This is a genomic window from Citrobacter sp. Cpo109 (assembly GCF_030332565.1).
In the GTDB taxonomy this organism is placed as follows: Bacteria; Pseudomonadota; Gammaproteobacteria; order Enterobacterales; family Enterobacteriaceae; genus Citrobacter; species Citrobacter portucalensis.
Genome location: NZ_JAOWHQ010000069.1, coordinates 205,726 through 228,578, shown reverse-complemented (window position 1 = coordinate 228,578; position 22,853 = coordinate 205,726). Strand labels below are relative to the sequence as shown.

General features: G+C 52.2%; 20 protein-coding genes and 1 pseudogene. 7 read left to right on the top strand and 14 right to left on the bottom strand.

From position 1 onward, the window contains the following. The first annotated feature begins 86 nt into the window (after positions 1–86). The 3 genes from glsA (at position 87) to cobO (ending at position 3,444) form a co-directional block, all read left to right on the top strand. On the top strand, positions 87–1,088 hold the full coding sequence (gene glsA, locus OGY71_RS19025) for a glutaminase A (protein ID WP_286613547.1): 1,002 nt from the start codon (positions 87–89) through the stop codon (positions 1,086–1,088). A 91-nt stretch (positions 1,089–1,179) separates the two neighbouring features. Beyond that, positions 1,180–2,832 (top strand): class I fumarate hydratase, encoded by a 1,653-nt coding sequence (locus OGY71_RS19020; protein WP_003831421.1) that lies wholly within the window; start codon positions 1,180–1,182, stop codon positions 2,830–2,832. A 9-nt stretch (positions 2,833–2,841) separates the two neighbouring features. Continuing rightward, positions 2,842–3,444 carry a cob(I)yrinic acid a,c-diamide adenosyltransferase gene (gene cobO / locus OGY71_RS19015; RefSeq protein WP_191221698.1) on the top strand — a complete coding sequence of 201 codons (603 nt, stop codon included), beginning with the start codon at positions 2,842–2,844 and terminating at the stop codon, positions 3,442–3,444. 57 nt (positions 3,445–3,501) lie between these two features. On the opposite strand, the gene OGY71_RS19010 is transcribed toward cobO, so the two are convergent. After that, positions 3,502–4,404: a LysR substrate-binding domain-containing protein gene (locus OGY71_RS19010; RefSeq protein ID WP_286613545.1), complete on the bottom strand. Its 903-nt coding sequence runs from the start codon at positions 4,402–4,404 to the stop codon at positions 3,502–3,504. A 405-nt stretch (positions 4,405–4,809) separates the two neighbouring features. Between OGY71_RS19010 and cobA the strand changes: the two genes are divergently transcribed. Then, entirely contained in the window at positions 4,810–5,598 is a 789-nt protein-coding gene (gene cobA, locus OGY71_RS19005) for a uroporphyrinogen-III C-methyltransferase (RefSeq protein ID WP_267390786.1), read from the top strand. On the opposite strand, the gene OGY71_RS19000 is transcribed toward cobA, so the two are convergent. The 9 genes from OGY71_RS19000 to sdhC all read right to left on the bottom strand — a co-directional run bounded on the left by OGY71_RS19000 (position 5,577) and on the right by sdhC (position 16,456). Beyond that, a complete protein-coding gene (locus OGY71_RS19000) occupies positions 5,577–6,470 on the bottom strand; it encodes a PocR ligand-binding domain-containing protein (RefSeq protein ID WP_286613544.1) in 894 nt (297 codons plus the stop codon). The two genes, cobA and OGY71_RS19000, sit on opposite strands and share 22 nt — an antisense overlap. Before the next feature lie 311 nt (positions 6,471–6,781). Next, on the bottom strand, positions 6,782–7,651 hold the full coding sequence (sucD, locus tag OGY71_RS18995; RefSeq protein ID WP_003022929.1) for a succinate--CoA ligase subunit alpha: 870 nt from the start codon (positions 7,649–7,651) through the stop codon (positions 6,782–6,784). Further along, positions 7,651–8,817: an ADP-forming succinate--CoA ligase subunit beta gene (gene sucC, locus OGY71_RS18990; protein ID WP_003022927.1), complete on the bottom strand. Its 1,167-nt coding sequence runs from the start codon at positions 8,815–8,817 to the stop codon at positions 7,651–7,653. The genes sucD and sucC overlap by 1 nt, the downstream gene beginning before the upstream one ends. Before the next feature lie 90 nt (positions 8,818–8,907). Beyond that, positions 8,908–10,131: a 2-oxoglutarate dehydrogenase complex dihydrolipoyllysine-residue succinyltransferase gene (gene odhB / locus OGY71_RS18985; RefSeq protein ID WP_003022925.1), complete on the bottom strand. Its 1,224-nt coding sequence runs from the start codon at positions 10,129–10,131 to the stop codon at positions 8,908–8,910. Positions 10,132–10,145: 14 nt separating this feature from the next. Then, positions 10,146–12,947, bottom strand: coding sequence for a 2-oxoglutarate dehydrogenase E1 component (gene sucA / locus OGY71_RS18980; protein ID WP_003831411.1), 2,802 nt, complete (start codon positions 12,945–12,947; stop codon positions 10,146–10,148). A gap of 265 nt (positions 12,948–13,212) precedes the next feature. Further along, positions 13,213–13,929: a succinate dehydrogenase iron-sulfur subunit SdhB gene (sdhB, locus tag OGY71_RS18975; RefSeq protein WP_003022921.1), complete on the bottom strand. Its 717-nt coding sequence runs from the start codon at positions 13,927–13,929 to the stop codon at positions 13,213–13,215. A 15-nt stretch (positions 13,930–13,944) separates the two neighbouring features. Next, positions 13,945–15,711 carry a succinate dehydrogenase flavoprotein subunit gene (sdhA, locus tag OGY71_RS18970; RefSeq protein WP_003831409.1) on the bottom strand — a complete coding sequence of 589 codons (1,767 nt, stop codon included), beginning with the start codon at positions 15,709–15,711 and terminating at the stop codon, positions 13,945–13,947. Next, positions 15,711–16,058 (bottom strand): succinate dehydrogenase membrane anchor subunit, encoded by a 348-nt coding sequence (gene sdhD / locus OGY71_RS18965; RefSeq protein ID WP_003831408.1) that lies wholly within the window; start codon positions 16,056–16,058, stop codon positions 15,711–15,713. The genes sdhA and sdhD overlap by 1 nt, the downstream gene beginning before the upstream one ends. Beyond that, positions 16,052–16,456: a succinate dehydrogenase cytochrome b556 subunit gene (gene sdhC, locus OGY71_RS18960; RefSeq protein WP_003831406.1), complete on the bottom strand. Its 405-nt coding sequence runs from the start codon at positions 16,454–16,456 to the stop codon at positions 16,052–16,054. Before sdhC ends, sdhD begins: the two co-directional genes overlap by 7 nt. A 383-nt stretch (positions 16,457–16,839) precedes the next feature. On the opposite strand from sdhC, the pseudogene OGY71_RS18955 reads away from it, so the two are divergent. The 3 genes and pseudogenes from OGY71_RS18955 to OGY71_RS18945 all read left to right on the top strand — a co-directional run bounded on the left by OGY71_RS18955 (position 16,840) and on the right by OGY71_RS18945 (position 19,659). Continuing rightward, a pseudogene (locus OGY71_RS18955) lies at positions 16,840–16,950 on the top strand (hypothetical protein). 203 nt (positions 16,951–17,153) lie between these two features. Further along, positions 17,154–18,437, top strand: coding sequence for a citrate synthase (locus OGY71_RS18950; RefSeq protein WP_003831404.1), 1,284 nt, complete (start codon positions 17,154–17,156; stop codon positions 18,435–18,437). 175 nt (positions 18,438–18,612) lie between these two features. Continuing rightward, a complete protein-coding gene (locus OGY71_RS18945; RefSeq protein ID WP_191221700.1) occupies positions 18,613–19,659 on the top strand; it encodes an AbrB family transcriptional regulator in 1,047 nt (348 codons plus the stop codon). On the opposite strand, the gene nei is transcribed toward OGY71_RS18945, so the two are convergent. From nei to OGY71_RS18925, 4 genes are read right to left on the bottom strand one after another with little or no spacing between them, the layout of a single operon-like run. After that, positions 19,656–20,447, bottom strand: a complete 792-nt coding sequence (gene nei / locus OGY71_RS18940) for an endonuclease VIII (RefSeq protein ID WP_284961799.1) — start codon at positions 20,445–20,447, stop codon at positions 19,656–19,658. The two genes, OGY71_RS18945 and nei, sit on opposite strands and share 4 nt — an antisense overlap. 14 nt (positions 20,448–20,461) lie before the next feature. Further along, positions 20,462–21,106 (bottom strand): pyroglutamyl-peptidase I, encoded by a 645-nt coding sequence (pcp, locus tag OGY71_RS18935; RefSeq protein WP_003831398.1) that lies wholly within the window; start codon positions 21,104–21,106, stop codon positions 20,462–20,464. A gap of 9 nt (positions 21,107–21,115) precedes the next feature. Continuing rightward, complete coding sequence (locus tag OGY71_RS18930; protein ID WP_008784131.1) at positions 21,116–22,111, bottom strand: DUF979 domain-containing protein; 996 nt, start codon at positions 22,109–22,111, stop codon at positions 21,116–21,118. Continuing rightward, entirely contained in the window at positions 22,108–22,830 is a 723-nt protein-coding gene (locus OGY71_RS18925; protein WP_286613542.1) for a DUF969 domain-containing protein, read from the bottom strand. The genes OGY71_RS18930 and OGY71_RS18925 overlap by 4 nt, the downstream gene beginning before the upstream one ends. Positions 22,831–22,853 lie beyond the last annotated feature (23 nt).

Below are 22,853 nucleotides of genomic sequence, written 5' to 3'. Positions count from 1 at the left end.
TATACCGTGTTAACGCCGGATGGCGGCGTGAACGCCTTATCCGGCCTACAGGATAGTTTTCCCAACAACACCAACAGGAATGCATAATGAATAAAACAATTCTCGGCGTGAGTCTCTTTTCTTTCAGCGTCTTGTTTAGCGCAACCACATTCGCGCAAACCACGCCCGACTACGCCAAGCTGATAGAACAGGCTCATCAGAAGTACAAAAGTAACAATGATGGAAAAGTCGCCGACTACATCCCTGCTCTGGCGACCTATAGCCCGAAAAATTTTGCCATCACCATTGCGACGGTGGACGGCAAGATCTACCAGGTTGGCGATGTTAACAAACCTTTCCCAATGGAATCCCTGAGTAAAGTGTTCACCATGGCGCTCGCCATGGAGCAGCACGGTCCTCAGGTAGTGCTGGATAAACTTGGCGCCAATGCCACCGGTATGCCATTCAACTCAGGTTTAGCCGTTGAACTGACCAAAGGCGCGCCTGAAAACCCGCTGGTAAACGCCGGGGCCATGAGCACCGTTAGCCTGATCGAAGCCAAAGACAAAACCGATCGTTGGAACAAAATTCTCGACAACCTGAACGTCTGGGCCGATGCCACTCTCACCGTGAACGAACCGGTTTTCAAATCTGAAATGGAAACCAACCAGCACAATCAGGCGCTGGCCAAGCTGATGGAATCCTATAACAGCTTCTATGGCAACACTGACGAAGCCGTCGAAATTTATACCCGCCAGTGCTCGGTGGATATCACCGTTGAGCAACTGGCCAAAATGGGTGCCGTACTCGCGAACAAAGGCAAATCTCCGTTCAACGGCAAGCAGTTGCTGAACGAGGAATATGTTCCGCAGGTGCTGGCAGAAATGGCAATCGCCGGGCTTTACGATGGTAGCGGTAAATGGCTGTACACCGTTGGCATCCCGGCGAAAAGCGGCGTCGGCGGCGGCATGGTTGCCGTTGTCCCTGGCGAATATGCGATTGCGGTCTATTCTCCGCCGCTGGATGCAGCCGGTAACAGCGTTCGAGCCCAGCAAACTATCGAATATGTCGCCGAAGCGACAAAAGCCAATGTCTTTTTAGCCAAATAACTTTACGCCGGATGGCGCTTCGCTTATCCGGCCTACGATTAGCGCATTTATTTACGCCGTCATCCGGCAAAATGAAAAGGTGAGAAGTACTATGTCTAAACCATTTGTCTGGCAGGAACTCTTTGTTCAGAGTAAAGATAGTACCGAGTATGAATTACTGAGTAACCAGCACGTTACGGTAACGGAGTTAGACGGAGAGGAAGTGATCAAGGTTGCACCGGAAGCGTTAACCTTGTTAGCACAGCAGGCGTTTTATGAGGCTTCATTTTTCCTGCGCGCCGGACATTTAAAACAGATTGCCAGCATTTTGCACGACCCACAGGCCAGCAGTAACGATAAGTACGTCGCATTGCAGCTGCTGCGCAATGCAGAGGTTTCAGCTAAAGGCGTACTGCCCAACTGCCAGGATACCGGGACGGCAACCATTGTGGCCAGCAAAGGACAACATGTCTGGACCGGCGGCGATGACGCAGAAGCATTAAGCAAAGGCGTGTATTCCACCTTTACCGAAAACAACCTGCGTTACTCGCAAAATGCCCCGCTGGATATGTATACCGAGGTCAATACCCAGACCAACCTGCCCGCACAAATCGATATTAGCGCCACCCCAGGTAACGAATACCGTTTCCTGTTCGTCAATAAAGGTGGCGGCTCAGCTAACAAAGCGGCACTGTACCAGGAAACCAAATCCATTCTACAGCCGGAAAAACTCACTGCGTTCCTGATCGAAAAAATGAAATCACTGGGTACAGCCGCTTGCCCGCCATATCACATCGCTTTTGTGGTTGGGGGCTTATCCGCCGACCAGGCGCTGAAAGTCGCCAAACTGGCTTCAACCAAATATTACGATAATCTGCCCACCAGCGGGAACGAGCTGGGCCAGGCGTTCCGTGATACGGCGCTGGAAGCCGAGTTGCTCAATGCCAGCCGCGAGTTTGGCATCGGGGCGCAGTTTGGCGGCAAATACTTTGCCCACGATATCCGCGTAATTCGCTTACCGCGCCACGGCGGCTCCTGCCCAATCGCGATGGCCCTCTCCTGCTCTGCCGACCGCAACATTAAGGCCAAAATTAATAAACACGGTATCTGGCTGGAAAAACTCGAGCATAATCCGGGCAAATTTATCCCCGATTCTCACCGGGTAGAAAACGGCGCTCAGACCGTACAACTGGATCTGAACCGTCCGCTGCGTGACATCCTGCATGACCTTTCCGCTCTGCCCATTGGTACACGCCTGTCGTTAAGCGGCCCGATTGTTGTCGCTCGCGATATCGCCCACGCGAACATCAAAGCGCGACTGGATAACGGCGAACCTATGCCGGAATACATGAAAAAGCATATCGTTTACTACGCTGGTCCCGCCAAAACCCCGGAAAATCAGGCCTGTGGCTCGATGGGGCCCACCACCGGCGGGCGCATGGATGGGTATGTCGATGCTTTCCAGGCACAAGGCGGCAGCCTCATTATGCTCACCAAGGGTAACCGCAGCCAGCAGGTCACTGATGCCTGTCACAAACACGGTGGATTTAGCCTCGGCAGCATTGGCGGTGCCGCAGCCCTGCTGGCTCAGCAGTACGTGAAAAGCCTGCAGTGCCTTGAATATCCCGAACTGGGAATGGAAGCCGTATGGATGATGGAAGTTAAAAATATGCCGGCCTTCGTATTAGTGGATGACAAAGGCAATAACTTCTTTAGCCAGTTCGAGCAGCAGCATCGCTGCGCAACTTGTCCGGCAGGGCATTAAGGAGTTTCCATGGAAGCGCGCGCCAATAACGACAGACACCGCCAGCGTCAGCAGAAACTGAAAGAACAGGTTGATACCCGCGTAGCGGCTGCAACGGAGAAGAAAGGGATCCTGATTGTCTTCACCGGCAACGGAAAAGGAAAATCAACCGCAGCCTTTGGCACGGCAACGCGCGCAGTGGGTCACGGAAAAACCGTTGGCATCGCGCAGTTTATTAAAGGTCAGTGGGATAATGGCGAGTACAACACACTGCACCCCCTCGGTGTCGAGTTCCATATTATGGGCACCGGATTTACCTGGGAAACCCAAAATCGGCAAGCAGATATCGAGGCGGCAACGGTCGTATGGCAGGAAAGTAAGCGCATGCTGGCTGATGCGCATTACGATTTAGTGATACTTGATGAGCTTACTTACATGTTGGCTTACCACTACCTTGATACGCAGGAGGTTATCAACGCCATCGAAAATCGCCCTGCGGAGCAAAGCGTCATCGTTACCGGACGCGGATGCCATACGCTGCTACTGGAACTGGCCGATACGGTCAGTGAAATTCGTCCGGTCAAGCACGCGTTTGACAGCGGGATTCAGGCGCAGGTTGGGATCGACTGGTAATCACTCGGCCTACAGTTCGCAGAGCTGTAGGCCGGTTCCAATGTTATGCCATCGCCATCAAACAGGCGACACCACCGATTTATTCAACAGCCAGTTACGAAAGATCTGTAAATGTTCGGACTCTGATTTCTCTTCACGCCACGTCATAATAAATCGATTCCCGGTACGCATTGGAACATCGCAAGGAATGACCATATCACCACTGTCCAGATCGTGCTGAATGGCAAAACGCGGGAGCAGCGCAACGCCCAGATTAGAACGGACCGCCGCGATCAGCATCGATAACAAATCAAATCTCGGACCTTTATTCACCAGCGGACTGCTGATATCTGACAGCGCAAACCACTCCTGCCACCCTTTGATGCGCGTACTTTGGTGCAAGAGCGGAAATTCGTTTAGTAATTCGTTCACCGCCAGTTTTCGTTCCGGTTCGGCCAGCAAACAGCGGCTGCATACCGGCAGAATTTCCTCTTCAAACAGGTACTCAACCCCTGACCATGGCGAATAAAAGTCTTCACGCATAATTGCCGCGTCATACTCTCGATTGAGAAAATCACCAATATTCGCCAGGGAATGAATGTTCACGATAATATCAGGATTAAGTTTGTTAAATTCACGCAGGTTTGGGATCAGCCAGTGCGTGCTGAACGTCGGATTCACCGCCAGCTCAATAACCTGTACCGTTGGCTGCCAGGTCATTATCGTCGTCGTATCTCGTTCAAGTTTATTTAACGTTTCTTTAACGATACTTAAATAGTGTTTGCCAGCCGCATTTAAAAAAATGCGTTTTTTGGCATGATTAAATAGCGCGGTATTGAGAAAATCCTCCAGTGCATTTACCTGGCGGAAAACAGCACTTTGTGTTAAAGCCAGCTCTTCAGCTGCCCGGGTATAACTTTCGTGACGCGCAACAACTTCAAAAGTTACCAGCAACTCCGTCTTAGGTATTTTTCCTCTCATAACCTCTTCCATATGCAGCGTGCAAAAATAGTTTAATTTATAAAAAATAATTCAAGATACCCAGATAAGCACCGAGAGTTATATTTTATTTCATCCATTAATGTCATTGATCCAATCCATGATTTGCTCACACTGATGGCGGATAAATATTAACCGATAATACTCAAGGGCAACAATAAACACAATTTAAATAAGGTTAAACCCAAGCAAATAGTGCCAATAAGTTCTTAATAATTTTTCAAGTTATCTTGTTTATTGAAGAAAAAACTTTGCGAGATTAATCAATATTATCAGTGCGATAATTTTGGATAATTTCACGTTATAACTTACGGGCAAACGACTGCTTTTTATCATTCCTTGATGTAGTTTCTGCCTTTTTTTGAATGATGTGATAAAGGACACAATGTGAAAGCTTTCGGAAAGGTCTGGCTCGTTGGGGCAGGTCCCGGTGATATTTCATTACTTACCCTCAAAGCAATGATGTGCATTAAACAGGCTGATGTCATTATTTACGATCGGCTGGTCAATCCTAAAATTTTGGAATGGGCATTACCTGATTGTCTGCTTATCAATGTCGGCAAAAACCCAGGCTTCCATTGTGTACCGCAGGATGAAATCAATGCACTGCTTGTCCGGTATGCCCAAACGCACAATAATATTGTGCGTCTGAAAGGCGGCGATCCGTATGTTTTTGGACGTGGGGCTGAAGAAGTTGAGGATCTTGTCGAGACGGGAATCCCGTTTGAAGTGGTGCCGGGTATCAGCTCAACTATTGGTGGCCTGACCTATGCCGGGATTCCGGTAACACACCGCGATTTCGCCTCGGGATTTCACGTGGTAACCGGTCATACGCGGGAGGGCAACCAACAGCAGGACTGGCGTCAGCTGGCCAAACTGAATGGTACGCTGGTTATCGTCATGGGTATCGCCAATCTGGCGTTTATCTGTGAGGAATTATTGATGGGTGGAAAATCGGCAGATACACCTGCAGCGCTAATTATGTCCGCCACCCGGGATAACCAACGCCGACTGACCTGTACGCTCGGTTCACTACTGAGCAAGGCGCAGGAAGCTAACATTCTCCCCCCTGCGCTGATAGTGATTGGTGATGTGGTAACCCTGAGCGATCGGCTCTCTTTTATCCCTGAAGCCATCACGCTGCCAGAAAACCTTTACTGCGACAGTCTGGCATGACGAAAAGACTGGGGCGACGTTTGATGCGCCGCCCGGAAAACGCGGCAAAAGTAACTGGTTTGTGCGTATTGGAGTTTCCGGGCAATGCTGTCTATTGAATGAATGGGATCGTGCAATAACTCCCCCGCTTTTTGCATTTTTTTCTGATTCACCCAGGTTTTAAAGTTAACGCCCTGCCGTTTCTTAAAAAAACGGCTGAAATAGTTTGCGCTTAAGCAGACATGAGCCGCTACGGATTCCAGAGATAATTCACTATATAAATTCTCATCAATATAACGCAACGCTGCCAGAAGCTTTTTTTCGTGTCGGGAAGGTTCTGTAAAATAATGACGCGTGTAACTGGTCGGCGGAATAACAAACTCATCCGATTGCTGCTGTTCTGTCTCGAAATTATCAATAATAAAACTTAATAAATTAGCTGATGCCACCAGCGCATTATTATCTACTACCGCTACCTGACTCCATTCAGCTTTTATTTTTGGTTCATCCATCCATGAGCATTCATTATCAATAACGATAGTTTTATATTCCTGATATTTTGCCCGCACCTGCCCACAGAGCATAAAACCGTACAGATGCCCCTCACGAATTAATGGCATAGAAAACAGACTTAGCCCTGCGTGACAGCTGAGTATTCTGGGTTTAAGGTGTTTTAATCCTTCAAAAGCACAATACTTGTCGCACTTTTGGCAACTCACACAATAGCGTTCATCCGCCCGCATTAATGTGCAGAACGAATTAAAGTTATGGCAATCCGAGAGAGTTTTTCCGCTAACATCAACCACAACAGTGGCTAATCCAGTCGCACTGGAGAATACTTTTGCTATCGAGAAAAAACGTTGTAGGTAATCATCCTGGATTTTCAACGACACGGTATCCTCCGGCATTAATGAAATTAAAGCCGGTAATATGCAGAATTTCATCAGGAGAAAGAATGATGCTCACCGCAAAAAATAATCTCATTTATGCAGATGATTATGATCAAATTGCAAGATAAATATTGAATGCCATGATGGTTATTACCTACAGAAGAAAAATCGTATAGCTTTAAGCAGGTTATAAAAATAACGCACAGACAAAAGATGAATTGCAGACATAAAAAAGGCCATCATCAGATGGCCAACCATGTCGAAACGGGACCAGCCCTTAACTATGCAGAGAGTCAGGGCTGTTTTTTTATTTCTTACTTAATAACGGTTTTCAGCGCTTCGCCGATATCGGCCAGGCTACGAACAGTTTTCACGCCTGCAGCTTCCAGCGCAGCGAATTTCTCATCCGCTGTACCTTTACCACCCGCGATGATCGCACCCGCGTGCCCCATACGCTTACCTTTCGGCGCAGTCACACCCGCGATGTAACCTACAACCGGCTTGGTTACATGATCTTTGATGTAAGCAGCCGCTTCTTCTTCCGCGCTACCGCCGATCTCACCGATCATGACGATCGCTTCAGTCTGCGGATCTTCCTGGAACAGCTTCAGGATGTCGATGAAGTTAGAGCCTGGGATCGGGTCACCACCGATGCCTACACAGGTAGACTGGCCGAAACCATAGTCGGTAGTCTGCTTAACCGCTTCATAGGTCAGGGTACCTGAACGGGAAACGATACCCACTTTACCCGGCTTGTGAATGTGGCCCGGCATGATACCGATTTTACATTCACCCGGAGTGATAACGCCTGGGCAGTTCGGGCCGATCATGCGTACGCCAGCTTCATCCAGCTTCACTTTCACGGTCAGCATATCCAGCGTTGGGATACCTTCGGTGATGGTGATAATCAGTTTGATGCCTGCATCGATTGCTTCCAGAATGGAGTCTTTGCAGAACGGGGCCGGAACGTAGATAACGGTGGCGGTTGCGCCGGTCGCTTCTACCGCTTCACGTACGGTGTTGAACACTGGCAGACCCAGATGCGTGGTGCCGCCTTTGCCCGGCGTAACGCCACCGACCATTTGCGTACCGTAAGCGATCGCTTGTTCAGAGTGGAATGTCCCCTGGCTACCGGTGAAGCCCTGGCAGATAACCTTGGTATCTTTATTAATTAAAACTGACATTATTTCCCCTCCACTGCGGCAACAACCTGCTGAGCTGCATCCGTCAGACTTTTCGCTGCAATAATATTCAGGCCGCTATCAGCCAGTTTTTTCGCGCCGAGTTCAGCGTTGTTACCTTCCAGACGTACCACGACCGGAACGTTTACACCTACTTCTGCTACCGCGCCGATGATACCGTCAGCGATCAGGTCACAACGTACGATACCGCCGAAGATGTTAACCAGTACGGCTTTAACATTGTCATCAGAGAGGATAATTTTGAACGCTTCGGTTACACGCTCTTTGGTCGCACCGCCGCCAACGTCGAGGAAGTTAGCCGGTTCGCCGCCGTGCAGCTTAACGATGTCCATGGTGCCCATTGCCAGGCCCGCACCGTTAACCATACAACCGATGTTGCCGTCCAGCGCAACGTAGTTCAGTTCCCACTGTGCAGCCTGCGCTTCACGCGGATCTTCCTGAGACTGGTCGCGCATTTCGCGCAGGTCAGCCTGGCGGAACAGTGCGTTGCCGTCAGCGCCCAGTTTGCCGTCGAGGCAGATCAGGTCACCCTGCTTGGTCACAACCAGCGGGTTGATTTCGATCAGCGCCAGATCGCGCTCCAGGAAGATAGTCGCCAGACCCATGAAGATCTTGGTGAACTGCTGAACCTGTTTACCTTCCAGACCCAGTTTGAACGCCAGCTCACGCCCCTGGTAAGGCATCGGGCCTGCCAGCGGATCGAGCGCCACTTTGTGGATCAGATGCGGGGTTTCTTCCGCCACTTTTTCGATTTCCACGCCGCCTTCGGTAGAGGCCATGAAGACCACGCGACGGGAGCTACGGTCAACAACTGCGCCGAGGTAGAGTTCTTTACCAATGTCGGTCGCGGCTTCAACCAGAATCTGATTTACCGGTTGACCATGGGCGTCTGTCTGGTAAGTAACCAGACGTTTACCCAGCCAGTGCTCAGCAAAAGCGCGAATGTCTTCTTTGCTGTTTACCACCTTCACACCGCCCGCTTTACCACGGCCACCAGCGTGAACCTGACATTTCACTACCCACGGGCCAGCACCGATTTTAGATGCAGCTTCTTCGGCTTCACGCGGAGTAGTACAGGCATAACCCACCGGTGCCGGTAAGCCATAGCGGGCAAAAAGTTGTTTTGCCTGATATTCATGTAAGTTCATGTGTTCTGTCCATCCTTCAGGTAATCGTTATCTTTTACCCGTAGGTCTGATAAGCGTCCAGACCTACGGGGCAGGTGATACTCTTATTAACTACACGTCCAGCAGCAGACGCGTTGGATCTTCCAGCAACTCTTTAATGGTTACCAGGAAGCCTACTGACTCACGACCATCGATCAGACGGTGGTCATAAGACAGCGCCAGATACATCATCGGCAGGATTTCAACCTTGCCGTCTACCGCCATCGGACGATCTTTGATGGCATGCATACCCAGGATGGCGCTCTGCGGTGGGTTGATGATCGGCGTAGACATCAGGGAACCGAACACACCACCGTTAGTGATGGTGAAGTTACCACCCGTCAGATCTTCGACCGTCAACTTGCCGTCGCGACCTTTAACTGCCAGTTCTTTAATATTCTTCTCAATGTCAGCCATACCCAGCAGATCCACATCACGCAGGACCGGCGTGACCAGGCCACGCGGCGTGGAGACCGCCATGCTGACATCAAAGTAGTTGTGGTAAACCACGTCATCGCCGTCGATGGACGCGTTCACTTCCGGATAGCGTTTCAGCGCTTCAACAACCGCTTTCACGTAGAAAGACATAAAGCCCAGACGGATACCGTGGCGTTTCTCGAACGCATCACCGTATTGCTTACGCAGGTCCATGATTGGCTTCATGTTGACTTCGTTGAACGTGGTCAGCATGGCGGTAGAATTTTTCGCTTCCAGCAGACGCTCTGCTACGCGTTTGCGCAGACGAGTCATCGGAACACGTTTTTCGCCACGCGCGCCCAGTTGAGCCTGCGGTGCAGGTGCTGCAGCCGGGGCTTTTGCTTCGGCTTTCGCAGCCGGAGCTTTCGCCAGATGTTTTTCAACATCTTCACGGGTGATACGACCGCCGACACCGGTGCCGTTGATAGCGCTGGCTTCGAGGTTATGCTCACCCAGCAGGCGACGGATCGCCGGACTCAGGGCATCGTTGTTCTGCTCAGCAAGAGACGCCTGCTGGCGCTGTGCCGGAGTAGAATCTTTCTCTTCAGACTTAGCACTGGTTTCTTTACCGGTGCTATTGCCTTCACGCAGGCGACCGAGGATCTGGCGAGAAGTGACGGTTGTCCCTTCATCTTCCAGAACCGCATCAAGAATACCGTCCGCTGATGCCGGTACTTCCAGTACCACTTTGTCAGTTTCGATTTCTACCAGTACTTCATCACGACGTACTGCATCGCCCGGTTTTTTGTGCCAGGTTGCAACCGTTGCATCCGCTACGGATTCAGGCAGGTCGGGAACAAGAATATCTACGCTACTCATTATTTATCCTTTATTTAATCGACGTTCAGCGCGTCATTTACCAGATCTTGTTGCTGCTTCTGGTGAACGGACATATACCCTACTGCCGGAGAGGCAGAGGCCGGGCGACCTGCATAACGCAGAGCTGACCCAAATGGAATTACTTCACGGAAATGATGCTGGCTGCAGTACCATGCGCCCTGGTTGAGCGGCTCTTCCTGGCACCAGACAAAATCATGTACGTGAGCAAATGGTTTCAGCGCTTCCTGCACCGCTTTATGCGGGAACGGATAGAGCTGTTCGATGCGCACAATGGCGACATCTTTTTGGTCGTTCTTGCGGCGTTGCTCCAGCAGGTCGTAATAAACCTTACCAGAACACATCACGACACGCTTCACGCCTTTAGGATCAAGTTCATCTACTTCGCCAATGGCTGGCAGGAAAGTACCATTTGCCAGTTCGTCCAGCGTAGACACCGCCAGCGGATGACGCAGCAGCGACTTCGGTGACATCACCACCAGCGGACGACGCATACCTCGCAGCGCCTGACGACGCAGCATGTGGTAAACCTGCGCCGGGGTAGACGGGACGCAAACCTGCATGTTTTGCTCAGCGCAAAGTTGCAGATAACGTTCCAGACGCGCGGAGGAGTGCTCCGGACCCTGACCTTCATAGCCGTGCGGCAGCAGCATAACCAGACCGCACATACGGCCCCATTTCTGCTCACCGGAAGAGATGAACTGGTCGATAACGACCTGCGCACCGTTGGCGAAGTCGCCGAACTGTGCTTCCCAGATGGTTAGCGTGCGCGGTTCTGCTGTGGCATAACCATACTCGAACGCCAGCACGGCTTCTTCAGACAGTACGGAGTCCCATACGCGGAAGGTGCCTTGTCCGTTATGCACATGCTGCAGCGGAGTGTAGGTTGAACCGTTGGCCTGGTTATGAATTACCGCGTGACGGTGGAAGAAGGTTCCGCGACCGGAGTCTTCACCAGACAGACGGACCGGAATGCCTTCGTCAACCAGCGTGGCGTAAGCCAGATTCTCTGCACCACCCCAGTCAAACAGCTTCTCGCCTGCGGCCATGGCCTGACGGTCGCCGTAAATCTTGGCAACACGCGACTGCATTTCAACCGCTTCAGGTACAGTGCTGATGCGTTTTGCCAGCTCCTGCAGACGCTTCATCTCAACTTTGTTCGGGTAGTTTTCATCCCACTCGTGGTTGAGGTACGGCGACCAGGTGAAGGAGTGCATGTTCATTGGACGCCACTCTTTCACTACGCATTCGCCAGCATCCAGCGCGTCACGGTACAGATTGACCATTTCAGTCGCATCTTCCAGCGTGGCGACCTTGTCCGCTTCCAGCTTATCAGCGTAGATTTTGCGCGGGGTCGGATGCTTTTTGATTTTCTGATACATCAGCGGCTGGGTTGCGCTCGGCTCGTCGGCTTCGTTGTGGCCGTGACGGCGGTAGCACACCAGATCGATGAAGACATCGCGTTTAAAGGTATTACGGAAATCCAGCGCCAGGCGGGTCACGAAAGCGACCGCTTCCGGGTCATCCGCGTTCACGTGGAAAATCGGCGCCTGAACCATCTTACCGATGTCGGTACAGTACGGTGTAGAACGCGCATCCAGCGGGTTAGACGTAGTGAAGCCCACCTGGTTGTTGATAACGATGCGAACGGTACCGCCCACTTCGTAACCACGCGCTTTCGACATGTTCAGGGTTTCCTGAACCACGCCCTGCCCGGTAACTGCCGCATCACCGTGAATGGTGATTGGCAGGACTTTATTGCTGCTCGGCTCGTCCAGACGATCCAGACGTGCACGTACGGAACCGATAACTACCGGGCTAACGATTTCCAGGTGCGACGGGTTAAACGCCAGCGCCAGGTGTACCAGGCCGCCTTCGGTTTCGATATCAGACGAGAAGCCCATATGGTACTTCACGTCACCGGTGCCGAGGTGTTCTTTATGTTTGCCCGCAAATTCGTCGAACAGTTCCTGCGGGCGTTTGCCCAGTACGTTAACCAGAACGTTCAGACGACCACGGTGCGCCATGCCCAGTACCACTTCACGGGTACCGCTGTTACCGGCGTGGCGGATCATCTCTTTGAGCATTGGGATTAACGCATCACCGCCTTCCAGCGAGAAGCGTTTTGCACCCGGGAACTTAGCGCCCAGGTAGCGTTCCAGACCTTCTGCTGCAGTCAGTTCGCTAAGGAAGCGTTTCTTCTCTTCGCTACTGAATGCGGCACGGCCAGACTCGATACGCTGCTGAAGCCAGCGTTTTTCTTCGGTGCTGGTGATGTGCATATACTCGGCGCCAATTGGGCCGCAGTAGGTTTGTTTCAGCGCGACAACCAGGTCGCTCAGCTTCATCGTGTCTTTGCCGCCGGCAAAAGAACCTACGTTAAAGCTTTCCTGGAAATCCGCATCGGTCAGATCGTGGAAAGACGGGTCCAGATCGGCCACATTTTCTTGTTGCCACAGTCCCAGCGGATCGAGATTCGCATGCTGATGACCGCGGAAACGATAGGCGTTAATGAGCTGCAGGACTTTAACCTGCTTCACATTGGCATCAGGGTCGGAAATAGAAGAAGAGTAACGTGGGGTAATCAACGCCTGTCGACGGAAATAATCACGTGTTTTTGAGTGGAGTTGATCCGGTTTGACTCCGGTACCAGGTAACTGCTGGAACGTCGAACGCCAGTTAGCATCTACCGAGTCAGGGTCGGTTAAGAAGTCTTCATAGAGCTGTTCTATCCAGCTCTGGTTAGAACCAGAGAGGTAAGAAGAGTCCAACCAGGCTTTCAAAGCGCTGTTCTGCATCGTGATCCCTTAAGCATTTGTATGCTTACTTCGCCGTGGATACTACCACGCACACCGATGTGCGTGCCGGGGTTCACTTGTTGCGGACTGTCGTGTTTTCTGCGTCCGCTAAGGAACCTTTAAAAACTGTCTAATAATGTGGCAGTTTTTAGAGGTTTCCTGCACTTATATTGCCTGATGGCGCTTCACTTATCAGGCCTACAAGGTACATAACCCGTAGGCCGGATAAGACGCTACGTCGCCATCCGGCAACCACTACAACAACTTACGCACTACGTTTGAGCAGCATCGACTTAATATGGCCGATGGCACGCGTCGGGTTCAGTCCTTTCGGACATACGCTGACGCAGTTCATGATGCTATGGCAGCGGAATACGCTGAAAGCATCGCTTAAACCTTCCAGGCGGCTGTCGGTCTCGGTATCGCGGCTATCAATTAAGAAGCGATACGCTGCCAGCAGGCCTGCCGGGCCAATAAACTTGTCCGGGTTCCACCAGAATGATGGGCAGGACGTTGAGCAGCATGCACACAAAATACATTCATACAGCCCATCGAGCTTCTCACGCTGCTCTGGCATTTGTAAATGCTCACGAGCTGGCGGATTTTTCCCATTATTCAACAAGTAAGGCTTAATCTTCTCATACTGTGCGTAGAATTGCCCCATGTCTACCACCAAATCGCGCACAACCGGTAAACCCGGCAGCGGGCGAATGACAATTTTTTTGCCCGGCTGATTCAGCGCAGAAATAGGAGTGATACAGGCCAGTCCATTTTTGCCGTTCATATTCAGACCGTCGGAGCCACAAACCCCTTCACGGCAGGAGCGACGAAACGACAGCGACGGATCTTTTTCTTTCAGCTGCATCAAGGCATCCAGCAGCATCATGTCACGCCCTTCTTCCGCCTCCAGGGTGTAATCCTGCATGCGCGGAGCGTCGTCAACATCCGGGTTATAGCGATAAACTGAAAACTCGAGTTTCATTGTCCTGTCTCCGCATTAATAAGTACGAATCTTCGGCGGGAATGCCGGGCGCAGCTTCGGTTCCATATTGACTTGACGTCGCGTCATGGATTCCGATTCTGGCAGGTACAGGGAATGGCACAGCCAGTTTTCATCATCACGTTCCGGGAAGTCGAAGCGGCTATGCGCGCCACGGCTTTCGGTACGGAAGTTTGCAGATACTGCAGTGGCGTACGCGGTCTCCATCAGGTTATCCAACTCCAGACACTCAACGCGCTGGGTGTTGAACTCGCTGGAGGTATCGTCCAGACGGGCATTTTTCAGGCGTTCGCGGATCGCTTTCAGCTCTTCCAGACCTTTCGCCATCGCATCGCCTTCGCGGAATACCGAGAAGTTATGCTGCATACATTCTTGCAGCGCTTTGCGAATCGCCACCGGGTCTTCACCGTTACGGTTACCGTTCCAGCGGTTCAGACGCGCCAGAGAAGCGTCGATTTCATCTTCGGTCGCATCCAGCAGGTCACCCTGCTCAGCGATAGATTCCTGCAGGTGCAGACCAACCGCACGACCAAATACGACCAGGTCCAGCAGCGAGTTGCCGCCAAGACGGTTGGCGCCGTGAACCGATACGCAGGCGATTTCGCCGACGGCAAACAGCCCAGGGATCACCACATCTTCACCCTGCTCATTCACGGTCAGCGCCTGGCCAGTGACTTTGGTCGGAATACCGCCCATCATATAGTGGCAGGTTGGGATAACCGGAATCGGCTCTTTGACCGGGTCAACGTGAGCAAAGGTACGAGACAGTTCGAGAATGCCCGGCAGACGGGATTCCAGCACTTCTTTACCCAGGTGGTCGAGTTTCAGTTTGGCGTGTGGACCCCACGGGCCGTCGCAGCCGCGACCTTCGCGAATTTCGATCATGATGGAACGCGCCACCACGTCACGACCCGCCAGGTCTTTCGCATTCGGGGCATAACGCTCCATGAAGCGCTCACCGTGTTTGTTCAGCAGGTAGCCACCTTCACCACGGCAGCCTTCTGTTACCAGAACGCCAGCACCGGCGATACCGGTTGGGTGAAACTGCCACATCTCCATATCCTGCACCGGCACGCCAGCGCGGATAGCCATACCAACACCGTCACCGGTATTGATGTGGGCATTAGTAGTGGACTGATAAATACGGCCAGCACCGCCGGTGGCCAGCACGGTCGCACGGGCTTTGAAGTAAACCACTTCACCGGTTTCGATACACAGCGCGGTACAACCGACAACTGCGCCATCGGCGTTTTTCACCAGGTCCAGCGCATACCACTCGGAGAAGATGGTGGTATGGTTTTTCAGGTTCTGCTGATACAGCGTGTGCAATAGTGCATGACCGGTACGGTCGGCCGCTGCCGCTGTACGAGCCGCCTGCTCGCCGCCGAAGTTCTTCGACTGGCCGCCAAACGGACGTTGATAAATTGTGCCATTGTCGAGGCGAGAGAACGGCAGCCCCATGTGGTCCAGCTCCAGAATCGCTTCCGGACCGGTTTTACACATATATTCAATAGCGTCTTGGTCACCAATGTAGTCCGACCCTTTAACGGTGTCGTACATGTGCCATTCCCAGTTATCTTCATGGGTATTACCGAGCGCAACGGTGATGCCACCCTGCGCGGATACGGTATGGGAACGGGTTGGGAACACTTTGGAGAGCAGCGCACAGGTCTGACCGCTCTGGGAAATTTGCAGCGCCGCGCGCATACCTGCGCCGCCGGCACCAATCACAACAGCATCAAATTCTCTGACTGGCAGTTTCATTACACACCCCACACCACAACAAATCCATAAATGACGTAAACCACCAGCGCAACGACGATAGCCAGTTGCAGAATCAGGCGCACAGCCAGAGGTTTAACGTAGTCGGTCAACACCTGCCACATGCCGATCCAGGCATGAATCAAGATGGAGAAAAGTGCCAGCAGGGTGAAGACTTTGGTGAATGCCGATGAGAAGAAACCGGTCCAGACTTCATACGTCAGCTCGCCGCTGGTGGCGAAGAAACCGACCATATAGATGATGTATAACGTCAGAACGATAGCGGTAGCACGGACCAGAATGAAGTCATGTACGCCGTTGCGTCCTAATGCGGAGGCGTTGCTTACCATACGAGGACTCCTGCGAGAAGTGAAAGCACGACAATGATAACGAAACAAATTTTGGCGGAGCGTGTCCCTGCTTCGAGGGTTTCTTCGATATAGCCAAAATCCATCAACAGATGGCGAATGCCCATTACGGCGTGATATGCCAGCGCAATCAGGATCCCCCACAGAATTAACTCTACAAAGAAGTTATTCATAATGGATGACGCGGTGAGGAAACCTTCAGGGGAGGAAAGGCTGGTACCCAATAACCACAACAGAATCCCGACCGCCACGAAGGTGATCACTCCGGATACGCGATGGAGAATGGACGCTATCGCCGTGATTGGGAACCGGATCGTTTGCAGATCCAGATTGACAGGTCTTTGTTTTTTCACATTTCTTATCATGAATAACGCCCACATGCTGTTCTTATTATTCCCTTTAGACTTCGGGTACAGAAGATGAAGACACCTGTAGCCTGAAAGACGACGGGATTTCCTTCCTCCGGTCTGCGTGCGGGTCAGACAGCGTCCTTACTATAACTACGCGTCATATAAAACACTGCTTCCAGATGCTAAAACGACACGTTACAACGCTGGTTGGCTCGGGATTGCAGGGTATTCCGGAGACCTGGCGGCAGTATAGGACGTTCACAAAATCATTACAATTAACCTACATATAGTTTGTCGGGTTTTATCCCGAACAGTGACATAGGTCACGATAACAACATTATTTTAATTTTTAATCATCTGATTTGACAATCATTAAACAAAGTTGTTACAAACGACACCAGAAAAAGCATATAATGCGTAAAAGTTATGGGGTCACTCTTTCACCGGAGATTTAGTTATGTAACAGTGTGGAAGTATTGACCAATACCTTCAGGACAGTTATTAGTGATAGACAGGTTAAATAATTCGGATTGCTAAGTTCTTGATTTGCAGTTTATTCGCCATGAAAAGACCGTTTTACCTGCAAGCGCCCATAGCTCTGTACCCAGGTCATCCCCTCTTTCGCAGAGCGGCGAGCCAAATAACAAACTGGTAACGGTTTATTGATGCACGAAGGCAAATTTAAGTTCCGGCAGTCTTAAGCAATAAGGCGCTAAGGAGACCGTAAATGGCTGATACTAAAGCAAAACTCACTCTAAATGGTGACGCTGCTATTGAACTGGATGTGCTGAAAGGTACGCTCGGTCAAGATGTTATTGATATTCGTAGCCTTGGCTCAAAAGGGATGTTTACTTTTGACCCAGGTTTCACCTCTACCGCATCCTGCGAATCCAAAATTACTTTCATCGACGGTGACGAAGGTGTTTTGCTCCATCGCGGCTTCCCGATTGACCAGTTGGCGACCGAGTCCAACTATCTGGAAGTGTGTTATATCCTGCTGTACGGCGAAAAACCGACGCAGGAAGAGTACGACGAGTTCAAAACCACAGTCACTCGCCATACCATGATCCACGAGCAGATCACCCGTCTGTTCCACGGTTTCCGCCGCGACTCTCACCCGATGGCCGTTATGTGCGGTGTAACCGGAGCGCTGGCAGCGTTCTATCATGACTCGCTGGATGTAAACAACGCGCGTCACCGTGAAATCGCCGCCTTCCGCCTGCTGTCCAAAATGCCAACCATGGCAGCGATGTGCTACAAATATTCCATCGGGCAGCCGTTCGTGTACCCACGTAACGATCTCTCCTACGCCGGTAACTTCCTGAACATGATGTTCTCTACGCCGTGCGAAAAATACGAAGTGAATCCTATCCTGGAACGCGCAATGGACCGTATCTTAATCCTGCACGCTGACCACGAACAGAACGCCTCAACCTCTACCGTACGTACCGCGGGCTCTTCTGGCGCTAACCCGTTTGCCTGCATCGCAGCCGGTATTGCTTCCCTGTGGGGACCGGCTCACGGTGGCGCAAACGAAGCTGCGCTGAAAATGCTGGAAGAAATCAGCTCTGTTAAACACATTCCGGAATTTGTTCGCCGCGCGAAAGACAAGAATGATTCCTTCCGCCTGATGGGCTTTGGTCACCGTGTTTATAAAAACTATGACCCGCGCGCTACCGTCATGCGTGAAACCTGCCACGAAGTGCTGAAAGAACTGGGTACCAAAGATGATCTGCTGGAAGTGGCGATGGAACTTGAGCACATTGCGCTCAACGACCCGTACTTCATCGAGAAGAAACTCTACCCGAACGTAGACTTCTACTCCGGCATCATCCTGAAAGCGATGGGCATTCCGTCCTCCATGTTCACCGTGATCTTCGCCATGGCACGTACCGTTGGCTGGATTGCACACTGGAACGAAATGCACACCGACGGCATGAAAATCGCGCGTCCGCGTCAGCTGTACACCGGCTACGACAAGCGCGATTTTAAGTCTGATATTAAGCGTTAATTGTCTGCCGGATGGCGCTAGCGCTTGTCCGGCTTAAAGTTATAAACGCTCCCAGGCCGGATAAAGCAGTGATACCTATGTCCGGCCTGTTTTTATTTGATCCACATTATTTTATTCTTATCGTGCTTTCTCTATGATTTACTGAGATTTCTCACATTTTACTCAGGAGCATGGGATGCCTGTTTTGCAGTGGAGCCTGTTGTTTGTGCTATCGCTCCTTCTTTCCCTGCTCTTTCTGTTTATCCATCTTCCAGGCCCCTTGCTGCTCGGTTCGATGATCGTCGGCATCATTTTCAGTATGCGCGGCATCTCGCTGCATCCTCCTCGCTGCACATTTCTTGGCGCACAGGCGATTCTCGGCTGCATGATTGCCCAAAATCTGACCGGTTCAATCTTTACAACCCTTGCAGCCCACTGGCCGATGGTGATTGTTATCCTGCTGGCAACCCTTATCAGCAGCGCGATAATCGGCTGGCTGCTGGTTCGCTACAGTAATCTACCGGGGAATACCGGTGCGTGGGGCTCGTCGCCAGGCGGTGCAGCGGCAATGGTCGCAATGGCCCAAGATTATGGAGCCGACATCCGGCTGGTGGCATTTATGCAGTATCTGCGCGTACTGCTGGTGGTCGGCGCGGCTGCGCTGGTCACCCGGCTGGTGATGGGCGACCAGGCCCAAACGATCAGTGAACAAATCATCTGGTTTCCGCCGCTAAGCGGCAATCTTTTCAACACTCTGATGCTGGCCGCCATTGCCGGCACGGCTGGACGCCTACTGCGTATTCCCTCTGGCGTTATGCTATTGCCAATGCTGGTGGGTGCCATGCTGAATGCAAGCGGAGTGATGGTGATTGAACTGCCGGAGTGGCTGCTGGCGATAGCCTACATGTCAATTGGCTGGCAAATCGGTCTTGGCTTTGATAAGCAGATCTTTTTAATGGCATTACGACCACTGCCGCAGATCCTGTTGTCCATTTTTTCACTGATGGCGATCTGCGCCGCCATGGCCTGGGGGCTGGCGCATTACATGCAGATCGACTTTCTCACTGCCTATCTGGCAACCAGTCCTGGAGGAGTGGATTCTGTTGCGGTGATCGCCGCAGGAAGCCACGCTGATATGGCGCTCATCATGGCGATGCAAACCCTGCGACTGTTCAGCATTTTGTTAACTGGCCCCGCAGTCGCGCGCTTTATTTCGGTGCACGCGCCAAAACAGCCCGCTTAGTGCTGACATCCCGGACACCAGTAAAAGGGGCGCGAAGAGAGCATCGTTTTTTCGATGATTCCACCACAGCGCTCACAGGCTTCACCGTCCAGATGAAAGACCTTGAAGCGAAACAACGCACCGTGATGTTTGTTTTCATCGACCAGGCCACGGGTGTTATAAGACAGGCGCGGAATATCAAGCAGCGCATGTGCCAGTTTATCCAGTTGCTCATCACTAAGCTGCGACGCTTTATGCTGCCCGGTCAACCCAACCTGCCAAAGGATCTCTACCCGCAGGTAGTTACCTAATCCCGCCAGAAACGCCTGGTCCAGTAGCAGACCAGAAAACTGGCGATTGCGAAAACGCGGAGATAACAGACGCGCTTTAACCTCATCGGGCGTTAAACGTAAATCCAGTACATCCGGCCCTACCCGTTGCAGGAACGGATGGGTGGTGAGCTGTTCTGGCGTCAGCATTTCGATATCAGATGCGCTATAGAGCAGAATTGTTTTGTCGTGTGTTTGCAGACTGACGCGCAGTACCCGCGAAGTTTGCGGAATTTTGCCGGTATCCACCACTCGCCACACACCATAGAGCTGATTGTGACTGTACAGCGTCAGGCCATTAGAAAAATGGGTCAGCAATGCTTTACCCCGCGTTTCAAGCTGGGTAACACGTTGCCCAATCAGTTGAGATTGATACGGTTTTAACTGCTCAAAGGCAAACCAGACATCCGTCAGGGGTTTGCCTTTGACTGCCGCCTCCAGGTTATCCGCCGCGCGGCGGATCTCCGGGCCTTCAGGCATAATACTTTCCTTTGTTAATGTGTTGCGCCGCCCGTCACTGCGATATCGCTTTCCACCTGCAAGGCGGTGGCAATCGCAATCTCCAGCGCACGGCGCACCGTTTCTGTCGCCATACTTGGCGCCCCGGGATGCTGTGCAGCCTGTTGCGGCAAATAAGGGATATGAATAAAGCCGCCCTTCACCGCCGGTACGTCGCGTAGTTTATGCAGCAGGCCATACATCACGTGGTTACACACGAAAGTGCCCGCAGTCTGGGAAACCGAGGCCGGAATTCCCGCGTTGCGCATGGCGACAACCATCGCTTTGATCGGCAGCGTACTAAACCATGCCGCCGGGCCATCGACTACAATCGGCACATCGACCGGCTGTTGTCCCTGGTTATCTGCAATACGCGCATCGTCAACGTTAATCGCCACGCGTTCCACGGTGATATCCGTGCGACCACCCGCCTGCCCCACCGCCAGCACCAGAGATGGCGACAACGCGTCAATCGCGGCATTGAGTACGGCGAGAGACTCGCCAAAGACGCACGGCAGCTGGCGGGCAATAACGCGGCATCCGCCGATAATAGCATTGTCGAGGCTCGAGACCACTTCCCAGGAAGGGTTAACTGACTCGCCGCCAAAGGGTTCAAATCCCGTGATGAGTACTGTTTTCATCCTTCCTCCTTACAGGAACATCAGGAAATACATCAGGAACACGTTGACCAGTAGCAGCAGTACGCCGGTTGGCACCTGCGCTTTAATCACCGCGTTTTTGTCCGGTAGCTCCAGCAGCGCTGCTGGAACAATATTAAAGTTCGCCGCCATTGGCGTCATCAACGTCCCGCAATAGCCAGAGAACATACCAATCGCCGCCATTACCGCTGGATTGCCGCCGTGTTGCAGTACGAGGATCGGAATACCAATCCCAGCAGTCACGATTGGGAAAGCAGCAAACGCATTACCCATGACCATGGTCAGCAATGCCATGCCGATGGTGTACACCGCCACCGCGATAAAGCGACTATCCACCGCCAGATATTCCTGCGTCAGATATGAAATGCCGCTACCCACACCGGCCGCTGTAAACAGCAGCCCGAGCGTAGCCAGAATCTGCGGCAGAATGAACGCCCAGCCAATGGAGTCCAGCAGACGGCGCGCCTCCTGAATCGGTTGATGCACCCGCTCATGGGTCATTTTTATCGCCATCGCCAGACCAATCAACGAGCCCGCTGTCATTGAAAAGAGCGTCACCAGCGTGGCGTGATTACCCGGCCCGAACAGCGCATCCTGTAAGCCCGGAATATGGTTGAACATCAGTACGCCAATGACCGTTACCACCGGGATCGCTAATGCCGGGAAAAACAGGCGGTTGCCCAGGCGGCTGGCGCTTTCTTCGCGCTGTTGCTGCGTGCGTTGATGGTAGCTTCCCAGCTTCACACCGCCAAAACCCGCGATCAGGGCCAGCACGACCACCGCAACGCCAACGGCAATATGCACTGCGCGTTTATCGCCAAACAGCGAGTATGTCCAGTCACCAAGCAGAAACAGTACGCCATATATGCCCCAAAACAGGCCTGTGGTAAAGCGGCGCGGGTTTGCTTTGTCCTGCCAGGACATCAGCGCCACAATCAGTAATACCGCACCTGCCAGCCAGTAGAGATAGCTTTGTTGAAAATTCATTTCGCTTCCCCTTTCGCTGCGGCATTCGCTTTCGCCACCTCACGTTGCAAATAGCTATCCAGACGCCACAAACGCGTGCCGTGGATCAGGAAAGCACAAATTGCCGTTGGGATCCCCCACAAGGCGATATGCAGCGGTTCGGTCTGGATCCCACCAGACTCCAGCATAAAGTTGTGCATGAATATGATCGCGCCGAAGGCAACAAAGATATCTTCACCGAAAAACAGCCCAACGTTATCGGTCGCAGCTGACATTGCGCGCAGGCGATAGCGAACCGCGCCGGGTATCTCGCCGTGATTTTTCTCGGCGGCCCCTTCCGCCATTGGCGCCAGCAGCGGGCGCACCATCTGCGGATGCCCCCCCAGACTGGTCAACCCTAACGCAGCAGTCGCTTCGCGAATGAACAGATAGACAATAAGCAGACGGCCACTGGTGGCACTGCGGATTTTAGCAATCCACGCCTGAGCACGCTCTTTGAGTCCGTGGCGTTCCAGCAGGCCAATAACCGCCAGCGGGATCAGCAGGATAAACGGCAGGTTGCGGGTGTTAAGAAAACCTTCACCCAGCTTCTCGAGGATGGTGGCGATCGGCATATGCGCCGCCAGTCCCGTGACGATCCCGGCAATAATAACCACCAATACCGGATTAAAACGTAAAAAAAATCCGACCACGATGACGGCGATCCCCGTCAATGGCCAGAGAGATATCACCTCTCCCATAATTCATTCCCGTATATGTTGTT

Bases quoted from the DNA above. Each gene is read 5' to 3' on its own strand.
- cobO (WP_191221698.1), top strand. From the start codon at position 2,842: ATGGAAGCGCGCGCCAATAACGACAGACACCGCCAGCGTCAGCAGAAA.
- nei (WP_284961799.1), bottom strand. From the start codon at position 20,447: ATGCCTGAAGGCCCGGAGATCCGCCGCGCGGCGGATAACCTGGAGGCG.
- sdhA (WP_003831409.1), bottom strand. From the start codon at position 15,711: ATGAAACTGCCAGTCAGAGAATTTGATGCTGTTGTGATTGGTGCCGGC.
- OGY71_RS19020 (WP_003831421.1), top strand. From the start codon at position 1,180: ATGTCTAAACCATTTGTCTGGCAGGAACTCTTTGTTCAGAGTAAAGAT.
- sdhD (WP_003831408.1), bottom strand. From the start codon at position 16,058: ATGGTAAGCAACGCCTCCGCATTAGGACGCAACGGCGTACATGACTTC.
- OGY71_RS18925 (WP_286613542.1), bottom strand. From the start codon at position 22,830: ATGGGAGAGGTGATATCTCTCTGGCCATTGACGGGGATCGCCGTCATC.
- sucC (WP_003022927.1), bottom strand. From the start codon at position 8,817: ATGAACTTACATGAATATCAGGCAAAACAACTTTTTGCCCGCTATGGC.
- OGY71_RS18945 (WP_191221700.1), top strand. From the start codon at position 18,613: ATGCCTGTTTTGCAGTGGAGCCTGTTGTTTGTGCTATCGCTCCTTCTT.
- sucD (WP_003022929.1), bottom strand. From the start codon at position 7,651: ATGTCAGTTTTAATTAATAAAGATACCAAGGTTATCTGCCAGGGCTTC.
- OGY71_RS18930 (WP_008784131.1), bottom strand. From the start codon at position 22,111: ATGAATTTTCAACAAAGCTATCTCTACTGGCTGGCAGGTGCGGTATTA.
- OGY71_RS18950 (WP_003831404.1), top strand. From the start codon at position 17,154: ATGGCTGATACTAAAGCAAAACTCACTCTAAATGGTGACGCTGCTATT.
- sdhC (WP_003831406.1), bottom strand. From the start codon at position 16,456: ATGTGGGCGTTATTCATGATAAGAAATGTGAAAAAACAAAGACCTGTC.
- odhB (WP_003022925.1), bottom strand. From the start codon at position 10,131: ATGAGTAGCGTAGATATTCTTGTTCCCGACCTGCCTGAATCCGTAGCG.
- sucA (WP_003831411.1), bottom strand. From the start codon at position 12,947: ATGCAGAACAGCGCTTTGAAAGCCTGGTTGGACTCTTCTTACCTCTCT.
- OGY71_RS19010 (WP_286613545.1), bottom strand. From the start codon at position 4,404: ATGAGAGGAAAAATACCTAAGACGGAGTTGCTGGTAACTTTTGAAGTT.
- sdhB (WP_003022921.1), bottom strand. From the start codon at position 13,929: ATGAAACTCGAGTTTTCAGTTTATCGCTATAACCCGGATGTTGACGAC.
- glsA (WP_286613547.1), top strand. From the start codon at position 87: ATGAATAAAACAATTCTCGGCGTGAGTCTCTTTTCTTTCAGCGTCTTG.
- pcp (WP_003831398.1), bottom strand. From the start codon at position 21,106: ATGAAAACAGTACTCATCACGGGATTTGAACCCTTTGGCGGCGAGTCA.